An 11,768-nucleotide genomic window follows, 5' to 3' on the forward strand; every position below is an offset into this window, starting at 1 on the left:
TTCAGGGCATGAGTTTATGAGAGACATGAAAAGCTTCTTCCTGGGATGCCTGCATATTTTCGTCCTGGCAGGCTTTGCCGTGGCCCAGCCCGTCTACGATCTTCTGAGGCAAAACCCTGAGTTCCTGGTATCTCACAGGACCAGTCCTGTGCTCATAATCGGCCTGGTGCTGGTCTTATCTGTAGGGCTTCCCCTGGCCCTTTGTCTGCTGAAGCTGCTCCTGATTCCTTTGGGTCGTGGGCTGCAGCGCGGTTTGCACCTGCTTATCGTCTGCAGCCTGGTTGTGCTGACTTTTTTGCCTCTGGTCAAGCGCCTGTTGCCCGCGGACGATTTCCTGATCCTGGGATTTGCCTTGCTTTCGGGTATTGTGTTTACAGTGCTTTATGCTTTTCTTCGCCCTGTAGGCACTATCGTAAGTGTCCTTACGCCTGCAATTATAATATTTCCCCTGTGGTTTCTGTTCATGACCCCTGTTTCCCGCCTGGTGATGCCTCAGGATGTGCAGGCCTTGAGCGATATTCAAATTAAAGAGCCTGTCCCGGTGATTTTGATAGTTTTGGATGAGTTGAATACCAGGGCATTGCTGGATGAGAGCGGGCGTATTGATCAGGTACGTTTTCCCAATTTTGCTCAACTTGCGGAGCAGAGCTATTGGTTCCCCAATGCAGTTGGTCCACACACGCAGACCATGCATGCCTTGCCGGCTATCCTTACAGGCAGACAGGCCAGGGATGGATTAAACCCCACGGCAGCCGACCATCCCCAGAACCTGTTTACCCTCCTGGGCGGCCAGTATAAAGTCAATGTCCTGGAAGCAGAGACCAACCTCTGTCCCCAGGTTGTTTGCGATCCGGATCTTGCCCTGGCGCAAACCAGGAAAGCTGATACCTTTTGGGCTGACCTGGGCATAATCTATCTGCATATAATTGCTCCACCTGATCAGGCCCGCCGACTGCCTGCACTGGACGGGCAATGGACCGGATTTGCCGGGACGGTTGTTGATCGGGATGATCAAGCTGCTGATCAACCCAGGGGCATGGACCGGCGTGGAGAACAGTTTGAGAGCTTTATTGCAGGAATTGATTCCAGCCGGACTGAGCAACTGCATTTTTTGCATATAATAATGCCACATTTGCCATATGAGTATTTGTCCACGGGCCATAGATACAATCAGGATACAGGCCCTATTTTTCCAGCAGGTATCCGTAATGAATCTTCTGGTTGGTCGCAAAAAGAAACCTTGGTTCATGCTGCCCATGGTAGATACCTCCAACAAGTAGGGTTTACTGATCTTTTGCTGGGCAGGCTGATACAGAAGCTTAAAACAAAGGACATCTACGATAAAAGCCTGGTCATAGTTACTGCGGACCATGGAGTCTCCTTCCAGCCGGGATTTCTCAGGAGGGGCATCACGCCAGAAACCACCAGGGATGTTTTAAAGGTTCCCATGCTGGTCAAATTGCCGGGGCAGGAGCAGGGACAGATCAAAGAGCGGCTTGTCAGTGGCCTGGATATTCTGCCCACTATAGCGGATGTTCTGGAAATTGATCTGCCCTGGGAGGTGCACGGAAGGTCCATGTTCAGCAAGGAAGCATGGCTCAGGGAGGAGATTGAGCTTACAGAGGACTTGACCTTCAAGGACAAAGAGATTGTCGGTTTTCCACGCCTGAAGTGGCAGCTAAAGTATTTCGGTTCCGGAACTTCCCTGGATGGATTGGTAACAAAGGGCCCATTTGAAGATCTGATCGGCAGGGAACTCTCTGAATTGTCATTATACCAGTCGGATGAGTTGCGGTTCCACAGTGAAATGACAGCCCATTTCCGGACTGTAGACCCGGATTCCGGTTTCTTGCCCGCTCTTTTTTCAGGATATATATCCGGCACGGATGAGCTGGATCTGCCCCTGGCAGTGGCGCTGAACAGCCGGATCAGGGCCACTACAACCACTGCAAGGTGGCTCCAGATGGAACGATATTTTACAGCCTTGCTGCCTCCCGGCGCATTTGAGCCCGGAGATAACAATTTACAATTATTCCGCATCAAAGAAGGAAAGGATGAACCATCTCTGGTCAGAATTCTCTGTGCCCAGGAAGCAATGTCCGCAGTGAAGATTCAAAGTCGGACGGATGGCAGGGAAGTTCTGATTCTGGACAAAAAGAATCATGTTTTCATTTCATCCGGACAGGATCAGATCCGCGGGTATGTGGATCATTCGGCCCGGAGAGACAATACCATGCTTATCCGGGGCTGGGCCGGTGACAAACAGTATCAGTCTGTAGAGGCCATCCTTGTTTTTTCCGGGAAGAGACTGTTAGCTGAGACCGGGACTCGAGTACAGAGAAGGGATGTTGCCGAGCATTTTAACCGGGAGTCCATGCTGCACAGCGGTTTCCAGGTGCAGATCCCGTTTGATCCAGAACAGAATGATCCAGGCGATATCAGGGTCATAGCTGTTTCCAAAGACCAAAAGGCCGGGGAACTGCAATGGACGGATTAGTGCAGAAAGATCCTGTACGGAGGAAGAATCATTAACAGAAAACATTCAATTTTGCCGGCCTCATTCAGAGATCCCTGCGGATTCATGTTTGAGCAGGATGGAGTGTTGTACAGGCAGATAAATGAGCAGGGCCGGTCAGATTATGAGCAAATGATGCAGAGCGGTCTTTATGCCCGGCTTACCAGGAATGGATTTTTGGTTCAGCATGAGGAAGTGGCAAAGGAAAAGCTTGGTCTGGACACTGACCAGACATACAGGATTTTGCAGCCGGCAAGAATAAATTTTATCTCCTATCCTTATGAGTGGAGCTTTAGCCAGCTTAAAGACGCGGCCCTGCTTACCCTGGATATCCAGCTCACTGCCCTGGAACACGGCATGACCCTCAAGGATGCTTCGGCCTATAATATCCAGTTTGAGCACGGTCTCCCAATAATGATAGACACTCTGTCCTTTGAAAGCTACCAAGAAGGTCAGGCATGGGTGGCTTACAGGCAGTTCTGCCAGCACTTTCTGGCCCCTTTGGCCTTGATGGCCAAAAAGGACGTGCGGCTGGGCAGGCTGCTCACAAATTACATCGACGGAATACCCCTGGATCTGGCCTGCATTCTGCTGCCCTGTTCCACCAGGTTCAGTCCGGGTCTGGCCTTGCACCTGCACATTCATGCCAGGACCCAGCGAGCTTACAGCGAAACACTCCCAGACAAGAGCAGAGGAAAAAGCAGGGCCAGGGCGGTGAGCAGGACCGGGCTGGCAGGTATTGTCCAGGGACTGCGCCGAACCGTCAATAAACTAAATTGCCGTTTCAGGGCTTCTGAATGGGGGGATTATTACGACTCCACCAATTATTCCCGGGCTGCTTTTGAAACAAAAAGGTCGCTTGTCAGGCAATATCTCGAGACAGTTAAGCCCTCCAGGGTCTGTGATCTGGGGGCCAATACCGGGGAGTTCAGCCGGGTGGCAAGTGAAATGGGGAGTTATACGGTTTCCTTTGATATCGATCCCGTTGCAGTGGATATGAACTACCGGCAGGTCAGGACTAAAAAAGAACACAATCTGCTTCCTCTGCTTCAAGACCTGACTAATCCTGCTCCAGGTCTGGGATGGGAGAGCAGGGAACGCTGTTCATTGATTCAGAGAGGCCCTGTGGATTGTGTCATGGCTCTGGCCCTGGTTCACCATCTGGCTATCTCCAATAATGTCCCCCTGGACAAGCTGGCTTCTTTTTTTGACAAGCTCTGTACTTATTTGATAATCGAGTTTGTACCCAAGCAGGACAGCCAGGTGCAAAGGCTTCTTGCTTCACGCGATGACATATTCGATGCATATGACCAGGCTCATTTTGAGGCTGCTTTCTCGCGTTTTTTCAGCATCAGGCGCTCGGAGGTCATCAGGGACTCATACAGGGTCCTTTATCTGATGAAAAAAATTGAAGGTTAACCCAAGATGTTTATTTTAAAAAAGAGAGATTTTTTATGAGTAAGCTTATTCGACATCTTATGGTTGTTTTTTTATTGACCGGGCTTATGCTTCTGTTTGCCGGCAATGCTTATGCTTATCTGGATCCAGGGACAGGCAGCATGATCCTGCAGGGCATTCTTGGCGGTCTGGCTGCGGCTGTTGTGGTTGCCAGGCTGTACTGGCGCCGTCTTTTATCCTTTTTTGGATTTAGAAAAGATAAACCCAGGGATGAATTGCCGGAGAACAAGGATTCGTCTGACACCGACACACAGACTTACGCTTCAGATGGTAAGTACGGGAGAAAATAACAACCCCTGAGATCGAGGAAAGTTCAGAGTTCAAGGTTGAAGGTTGAAGAGTCAAGCACTGGTACAGCTCTCTGTTTTCCTTTCCAGGGTCTGATACCAGGAGTTATAATTTCCTGCATGTTATATACGGACAGTCAAAGCTCCTTGGATCAATACCCTGTCTTTATTGACTTTGTTTAATCTCCTGACTGTCTGAGATCGTATGTGCCTTTTCAGCCTGAATTTATTGTCTTAACCACGCAAAGTGCGTGGCAGGCCTTGAACCACACGAAGCGCATGGTGAACCTTCTGCCTGTGCGCCGTGCCTGCGGCGCGGCAGACAGGCCTGCTGGCGGCAGACAGGTGAACATTGAATATTCAACTCTATATTATGCACCATATAAATGACCATATTCTCCTCAATAGTAATTTACAAAAATACCCCGCAACAGGTCCATACTGTCCTCAAGGTCCTGGCCGGAAGCAGCCTGGATATACAGGTACTTGTCATAGACAATTCTCCTGAACCGTTGCGCCTTGATCCAGGCATCTTGTCCCGAATTCAGTATATCAAAACTCCGCACAATATCGGGTTCGGCGCAGCTCATAACCTGGCCATGAAAAAATCTCTGGAACAGGGTGCCAAATATCATCTGGTGCTCAATCCGGATGTCTATTTCAACCGCAAGGTGATCCAAGAGCTTTACAATTACATGGAGGCCAATCCCGACGTGGGCAACGTCATGCCCATGGTCTGCTACCCTGACGGGCGCAACCAGTGTCTGGCCAAGCTTATGCCCAGGCCCGGATGGCTTCTGGTCAGACTGTTCCATCCCCTGCTTCCCTCCAGTCTGGTGCAAAAGGTGAACAGGGCATATGAGCTGCATGACCTTGATCTGGATCGTCCGGTCCAGGCGCCGTCCCTGTCCGGATGCTTCATGTTTTTGAGGTGCGACGCCCTGCGCAGGGCGGGGCTTTTTGATGAAAGGTTTTTCCTGTATTTTGAGGATTTTGATCTTATCAGAAGGATCAGCCTGTATTACAAAATTATCTATTATCCCGAGCTTTCCATAAGCCATGATTTTGAAAGGGCCTCGAGGAAAAATTGGTCCGCTCTTCTAACCCACGTTTCCTCTGCTGTTAAGTATTTCAACAAATGGGGCTTGTACGAAGACGAACAAAGAGAGATGCTGAACGAACAGACCATTTCTTTGATCAGCAATAGCAAGTCTGAAAAAAACTTAAAAACACCGGCTGCTCCGAAAAAAGCTCAATTTTAAATCTGGAACGATGCAGCTTTTAATATTTTTGTTGGACTTTACACATGAATAATTTTAAAATATTATGTATTGATTAAAATGAATGTTTCCAGGATGTTGAAAATTATGTTGACATTTGCACGGTGCAAGGAAAGGAGCAGCGCAAAGCTTGATCAGTGCAGCCGGGGATCTCTGAGTTAAAGACATTAGAGTAAACGCGTAAACCTTCAGGAGTCTCTTTATTTGAGATGAGATGCAAAACAAGCATGGGCTTGAAACCATACCTGATTTTACTCCTGGCTTTGTTGGGGGCTGTGTGCATTGCTTTCATGAATATGGGAAATATCCTGCATGCAGGAGACATGGCCGTGAAACCTGATGAACCTGGGGCTTCAGAAAAACAGGAAATCCTGGTTCGATTCAAAAGCCATATCACTGTTCAGGAGGCGGAAAAAATGGCTTGCAATCTGGGCCTGGAAGTAATTAAAGCTTATCCGCCAATGACTGTAACTCAGGGCAGGGTTTTGCTGCTGGTGAAATCCCGGGATCTGACAGGTGAAGAGGTGATAGATCTGCTACGAGACCAGTCTGAAGTGGATCATGCTGAAATCGAAGTTATCAGAAGTATAGAGACAGAATAGCATCAATACGGCTGCTGGCATGTTCTACTTGTCAAAAAAGAAGCCCTTCTCCCGGTCTGGGGGGAAGGGCTTCTCTGTTGATATGAGGTCATGATCAAGAACTAAAAGCCGATGGTGATGGGCGGGAGCGCGGTGATGAACTCACCGGTCATGGGGTTGAGCATGATGGCCGCACCGCCCATAGGCTGATTGGTGGCGATCATGAACACGTCGGCAATGGAGTTGCGGATCCCCCAGTCAGCCAAGGTAAATATCCTCTTTTCAAAGGGGCCTAACTGAACCTGTCTCAGCATGGGGTCCTGACCAAAATCAGTGGCCCAGACATTGACCGCAGTGTTTACCCCGGACCAGTTGGACACAATAATAAATGTTTCCCACTGGAAACCGGGAGGGTTTGTGGGTACAAAAGGAAACCATACAACTCCTGCTATTTTTTCATCCTTGTTATCGTAATGGTCAAGGATATACTGAGGAAGCTTCATCTGTTCTTCCTGGGCCGCAGCCTGTCCAAAAAGACCGAAAACCAGCAAAAAAGCAATAAAAACAGAAATAACATACCTTTTCATACCTGACTCCTTTTACGTTTTCAGCAGTAAAATGTCATTCCAAAAGGCCTGCCTCCTGACTAATGAATAAAACTATGACATCACCTCCTCATGCCGACTAATCAGTTATTGACTCCAAAATTTCTCTCAGGTTGGGTTGTTTTATTACAACAAACCATTGACTGTCTCTTTTGACCCATTCGTGGGTGAACAGCCGCTTCTGGGCAGGAAGGCCCTGAAGCATGGGATACAGGTAAACTATTTCCAGCTCATAAGTGACCGTGGCCCTGTCTCCCTCAATCTCAAAATCTTTTTCTTCAAAGGACAGATATTCCGCCATGGGTTTGCTTTCCCGGAGAGACTGGATATACGCATGTGCTTTCTGCCCGATTTCCGGATCAATGAGTTTCTCCAGCTGGTCCCAGTCCCTGGCAGTAAATGATTGCCAGTATAAACTGGCCCTCCCGGACAAATCCTCTTCAGTATTTTGCTGAACCTTTCCAGGAGCTGAACATGAAGCCAGGGCAAGAACACATAATCCTGCAATAATCTTAGCTGTGGTCTTCAGGCACATAGCTATCTCCTAACAGGCGGGGTAATTGATATAGAGTCAGGCCCCCAGGGCATTGGGTGAAAAGGTTCGATATTTATTTTATCCCTGAGGGCAAACATGGTTGCGCCGAAAAAATCGTCCGACTGCAGGTGTAGCGTAATAAAATCATTAAGAATGCCAAAAGAAGATAAAGACCAGATCTTTTTTTCATAGGCTTGCAGAGTGATGACCATCAGCGTGGATTCCCCGGAAAAACCTGAAGCCAGGGCATGAACTGTTATGGGGCGTTCAAACATGTTGGAAATGACCAGATACTGGTCCCAGCCCTCATAAGTACTGGCAAAGGGAAATGAAAATCTGGTACGGGCCGGGAAAATGCTCACCTCAAAGTGTTTTCTGTTGCTGGCCCCCTGGGAAGTGACCACCCTCACGCCTCCTGATGTTGCCTCCTCAGGAACCAGGCAGACGATTTTATCAGTTCTCCAGGAAACTATCTCAGCTTCAATATTGTCGGGAAAATAAACCCTGCCTGGTGCATTCAGGAAACCTGAACCAAGGATGGCTACCTGAGAGCCGATCTGGCCGCTGGACGGATTGATCCTGAAAATTTCCGGTCCGGAAACAGCCAGGGTTAATGCCCGATGGGCATTGATCCTGGCGCCGGTCAAAATATGGCTTTCCAGTTCAGGCAGCTTGTCAGCTGTGCGCAGTATCTGATTCCTGAGCTGATCTATAGTGAAGCCTGGATTGCGGGCCAGTATGAGCCCGGCCAGGCCGCTGACAAAAGCCGTGGACATGGACGTGCCGCTGTAGAGGCGGTACCTGTCTCCTGGAATCGTGCTCAGGATTCCAGACCCGGGGGCTGCCACATGCACGGTATTAGGTCCGTAATTGGAAAAAGACGCCATATTATCGTTCACCCCTGTGGCTGCAACAGATATGATGTTGGGCAGGTCATAGCTTGCCGGAAATAGTGGGCTGAAGTCATTGTTGTTCAGCTCGTTTCCTGCGGCTGCTATAAAGAGGATGTTGCTTGCCGCAGCCATGGCCTCTTTTTCAATAACCGACGGCTGGTAACTGCCGAAGCTCATGTTGAAAACCCTGGCTCCTCTTTGCAAGGCATATTCAATAGCCTGGATCTCATCGGCTACAGTGCCTCCCTCAGGTCCGATAAATTTCAGGGCCATGAGAGAAACCCTCCAATTCACACCGGCTATGCCTTTGGCGTTGTTGCCCACTGCCCCGATAATCCCTGCTATAAGGGTCCCGTGGCCATTGGTGTCCATGGGATCATTGTTCTGATCAATAAAGTTTCTGCCAAGGCCTGGCCACATGTTGTCCAGGATATCCTCATGCGTGTAGTCGATCCCTGTATCGGCGACGGCCACGATAACCGATGGTTTCCCGGTTTCCAAGCTCCAGGCTCTGGTGCTCTGAATGTTCTGATGAGCCCATTGCCGTGAGAATTCAGGATCATTGGGTACAGTTTCCAGGAGATATCGTCTGTAGTTCGGCTCTGCATATTCCACCTCATCAAGCTGCATGAGCCTGCTTGCCGCCTCGAGTACACTTTCGCTGGCGTTGGTGGATACCAGTGCGGTGGAAGTCAGGGGAAAATGCTTGAGGGCCTGAAGGCTGTGGGTCGACAAGATGTCTTTCTGGCAGGTGACATTTCTCCCAGTATCGGATTTGAATTTAACCAGAACCTGGCCCGGGACATAGGCTTCCTGGCCCTTGTGTGGGAGAGGTCCGGTTTGAGCCTGGATTGGGTCGGCAAAAAACAGGATCAGGTTCAGTATAATAATCAGTGAAGCGATTCTCAAGATTACCCCGGGAATTAAACCTGATTGTCAAAAATGCTTTGAAAATATTTTTATTGGTTAAAGTGCTTTTATAAAATTGTTTTCCGACAGTCAAGTTGTTAACTGCTCAACTTTCGGGGTTGATGTTACAGTTTAATTTGCAGTCAACAATATGGAAATTAAGGAATTTTTTCTAGAAGGATCCTTTTTGACTTTTTAGAATGTAGCTCCAGAGCTTAGCCCCCTGCTATGCAGGGGAGAGTGGAAAAAGATTTGCTGTAGTATTTGAAAAAAGAAACTTCTTTCATATAATGCCATGGAGTTGAATATCGGTTTATCAAAATAAGCAGCCCCTGTTTTCATGTGATAAGCAAACATGATATTAATATCTATCAAGAAAAAGCACTCTTCAGGCAAGGTTTTCAGGCTGCGTCCATTGTTTGGGAACCCGCAGATAAGCAGGTTTGATCATAATATTCAGCAGGCTACTTTTTCTTGATGTTTGCTCTCTTATGAGTTATTTTGAAAATACATATCAATCTGGGTTTGACCTGCTGTTTATATTCCAGTCGGTTAAATTTGCAAAAGTCCAATCCCGCCTATTTCCGGTGTTCTCCAATATCGGGTTTTTATCCTGTCACTGCGGGGATGATGGTTAACCAGTTAATTCAGTTAATATCATATAGAATTTGATCAAGTGTGAGATAGGCTTTTTTTTCTGTTCGCCTCTAACTCCGGATGGTTCATATTAGATGGGCTTATGCGAGCACCAGGTCCAGGATATCATTATCCTGGGTCTGGTTTTTTTCGTCTCACTGATATCAGCTCTGGCGCTGACACTGTTAGCGGATCGCCTAGCGTGGAAAGTTGGGCTGATAGATACGCCCGGGGGGCGTAAAAAACATCCTGAATGCGTAACCAGGGCAGGCGGATTGGCAATTGCTCTAGCCGTGTTTCTTACCCTGGGTGTTATGCTCAAGTGGAGCAATGAACTCCTTGCCTACTGGTCCGCAGCCGCTGTCCTTCTTTTCACCGGGCTAGCCGACGACAAGTATCAACTGTCAAGCAAACACAAGTTCCCCGCCCAGATCATGGCCGTAGTTCTATTTATGTATCTGGGAGGGATATGGCTGGAAGACCTGGGGGATATACTGGGAATCGGATCTTTCGAATTGAGCCGGCTGTCTCCCTGGCTGACTGTATTCGCCATGGTCGGGGTGATAAACGCATTCAACATGTCAGACGGCCTGGACGGTCTGGCTGCAGGCATGGCCGGGATTGCCTGCCTGTTTTTCATTCCCTTTGCCTATGCCCAGGAAAGCTGGATCTATCTTTTGATCCTCACCGGCCTTTTCGGATCCCTGCTTGGTTTTCTGCGGTTCAACATCCATCCGGCCCGCCTGTTTATGGGCGATTCAGGAAGCATGTTTCTGGGGTTTTCTCTGGCAGCAGCGGCAATAGTCCTGACCCAGGGAGAAGTAGCCGGCAGACAGGAATATCTCCCGATAACCGCCCTGATCATTCTCAGCCTTCCCATCTGGGACACCCTGTTCGTCATGTTCCGGCGTCTGCTCAGTGGCAGCAATCCATTCAAGCCTGACAGGCATCACCTGCATCACCGCCTCATGTCACTGGGCATAAGCCACCAAGTTACTGTGAGCGCTATTTACGGGCTTATGTTTTTTATGGGGATGTGCGCCTGGCTGGTTCGTCCATGGCCTGAATGGGTGCAGTTTTATTCCCTTTTGGGATTTTATGTCCTTTTGTACAGCGGGATCTGGTTGTTGGAGAAGAGGGCCGGAGACCTGGATAAGGGGATCGACTCGGTTTATATTTCTGCCAGGCCTGGAAAAAGAGCAGGCAGACTGATAACCTGGACATCGAGCCGGGGAAAAATGTTTTTTGTGCTTGTCTGGACCGGATTTATGGTCCCTGCACTTATCCCGGGGCAGACCGGAGCAGGGCTGGCATATTACGTTTTCTTCATAACCGTGCTCATGGTCATATACTATCCATGGAAGGACAAAAAACACCATATGCCCGTAGCTCACGTGCTTATGTTCTTCGGGATTTTTTCGGTTCTGCTTATCTATCATGTCAAATTTTTTCAAAGTACCTGGTTTGGACCATATATGCTCTGCCTGTCAGGTATTGCCGGGGTGTGGACGGTCCTGCGTGTTTGGGGAACATACAGGCTGAGGGTTCTGGTTCCGGGCTGTTTTGAAATACTGCTTCTGGGTGCAGCCATTGTCTCCCCGATTCTCCTTCACTATTCTTTTGAGATTGATGAGCATATAAGAATCCATCTGGTGCAGAGCTTTTTATATTCCATTCCTCTTTTCCTCATGCTCAAGGCCTGGTTGAGGCGGATCCCTTCCTCCAACCGCAGATTCATCATCTACATGCTTGTATTGCTGATACTCACAGCAGTGATCGGTATTTAGCCCGCAAATCACTTCCAGGGCATTCCGGATGAATTGAGGCCGGGTCTGAATTTTTTAATTCATATACTTTTTATATCGATAATTAAAATTGTTCCGGAATATTGCCATTTATCCGGAAAAGGACTAGGCATGCCAGAGTTTTGAGTAGTGTTAAAATTATGCAGTGTAAGCTAACCTTGTGAAACCGGACTGGAGGGGACATGAACTGGAAAAAGATTGTTCTGGCAGTGGTGCTGGTTTGTTTTGCTTATACGGGCAGTGCGCACGGCGCAGGATTTGCCC

The 11,768-nt window shown here is 48.6% G+C and carries 9 protein-coding genes; 6 read left to right on the top strand and 3 right to left on the bottom strand.

Going from position 1 to position 11,768, the window contains the following annotated elements; all coding sequences use genetic code 11:
• The first annotated feature begins 25 nt into the window (after positions 1-25).
• The 5 genes from QZP87_RS10590 to QZP87_RS10610 all read left to right on the top strand — a co-directional run bounded on the left by QZP87_RS10590 (position 26) and on the right by QZP87_RS10610 (position 6,142).
• The gene (locus QZP87_RS10590) at positions 26-2,497 is read left to right on the top strand and encodes a sulfatase-like hydrolase/transferase (RefSeq protein WP_291322892.1); all 2,472 of its coding nucleotides are present in this window, start codon (positions 26-28) and stop codon (positions 2,495-2,497) included.
• Positions 2,498-2,581: 84 nt separating this feature from the next.
• The gene (locus tag QZP87_RS10595; RefSeq protein WP_291322893.1) at positions 2,582-3,934 is read left to right on the top strand and encodes a hypothetical protein; all 1,353 of its coding nucleotides are present in this window, start codon (positions 2,582-2,584) and stop codon (positions 3,932-3,934) included.
• Between the two features lie 35 nt (positions 3,935-3,969).
• Entirely contained in the window at positions 3,970-4,263 is a 294-nt protein-coding gene (locus tag QZP87_RS10600) for a hypothetical protein (RefSeq protein WP_291322894.1), read from the top strand.
• A gap of 383 nt (positions 4,264-4,646) precedes the next feature.
• Entirely contained in the window at positions 4,647-5,522 is an 876-nt protein-coding gene (locus QZP87_RS10605; protein WP_291322895.1) for a glycosyltransferase family 2 protein, read from the top strand.
• A gap of 227 nt (positions 5,523-5,749) precedes the next feature.
• On the top strand, positions 5,750-6,142 hold the full coding sequence (locus tag QZP87_RS10610) for a hypothetical protein (protein WP_291322896.1): 393 nt from the start codon (positions 5,750-5,752) through the stop codon (positions 6,140-6,142).
• A 101-nt stretch (positions 6,143-6,243) separates the two neighbouring features.
• Here the strand turns inward: QZP87_RS10610 and QZP87_RS10615 are convergent, their stop codons facing one another.
• From QZP87_RS10615 to QZP87_RS10625, 3 genes are all read right to left on the bottom strand, one after another.
• The gene (locus QZP87_RS10615; protein WP_291322897.1) at positions 6,244-6,708 is read right to left on the bottom strand and encodes a hypothetical protein; all 465 of its coding nucleotides are present in this window, start codon (positions 6,706-6,708) and stop codon (positions 6,244-6,246) included.
• Between the two features lie 97 nt (positions 6,709-6,805).
• On the bottom strand, positions 6,806-7,261 hold the full coding sequence (locus QZP87_RS10620) for a nuclear transport factor 2 family protein (protein ID WP_291322898.1): 456 nt from the start codon (positions 7,259-7,261) through the stop codon (positions 6,806-6,808).
• Positions 7,262-7,263: 2 nt separating this feature from the next.
• Positions 7,264-9,063 carry a S8 family serine peptidase gene (locus QZP87_RS10625; RefSeq protein WP_291322899.1) on the bottom strand — a complete coding sequence of 600 codons (1,800 nt, stop codon included), beginning with the start codon at positions 9,061-9,063 and terminating at the stop codon, positions 7,264-7,266.
• Positions 9,064-9,794: 731 nt separating this feature from the next.
• On the opposite strand from QZP87_RS10625, the gene QZP87_RS10630 reads away from it, so the two are divergent.
• On the top strand, positions 9,795-11,486 hold the full coding sequence (locus tag QZP87_RS10630) for an MraY family glycosyltransferase (RefSeq protein WP_291322900.1): 1,692 nt from the start codon (positions 9,795-9,797) through the stop codon (positions 11,484-11,486).
• Positions 11,487-11,768: the final 282 nt, after the last annotated feature.

It is taken from the genome of Desulfonatronospira sp. (genome assembly GCA_003563255.1).
GTDB lineage: Bacteria > Desulfobacterota > Desulfovibrionia > Desulfovibrionales > Desulfonatronovibrionaceae > Desulfonatronospira.

Bases quoted from the DNA above. Each gene is read 5' to 3' on its own strand.
- QZP87_RS10590 (WP_291322892.1), top strand. From the start codon at position 26: ATGAAAAGCTTCTTCCTGGGATGCCTGCATATTTTCGTCCTGGCAGGC.
- QZP87_RS10595 (WP_291322893.1), top strand. From the start codon at position 2,582: ATGTTTGAGCAGGATGGAGTGTTGTACAGGCAGATAAATGAGCAGGGC.
- QZP87_RS10600 (WP_291322894.1), top strand. From the start codon at position 3,970: ATGAGTAAGCTTATTCGACATCTTATGGTTGTTTTTTTATTGACCGGG.
- QZP87_RS10605 (WP_291322895.1), top strand. From the start codon at position 4,647: ATGACCATATTCTCCTCAATAGTAATTTACAAAAATACCCCGCAACAG.
- QZP87_RS10610 (WP_291322896.1), top strand. From the start codon at position 5,750: ATGAGATGCAAAACAAGCATGGGCTTGAAACCATACCTGATTTTACTC.
- QZP87_RS10615 (WP_291322897.1), bottom strand. From the start codon at position 6,708: ATGAAAAGGTATGTTATTTCTGTTTTTATTGCTTTTTTGCTGGTTTTC.
- QZP87_RS10620 (WP_291322898.1), bottom strand. From the start codon at position 7,261: ATGTGCCTGAAGACCACAGCTAAGATTATTGCAGGATTATGTGTTCTT.
- QZP87_RS10630 (WP_291322900.1), top strand. From the start codon at position 9,795: ATGGGCTTATGCGAGCACCAGGTCCAGGATATCATTATCCTGGGTCTG.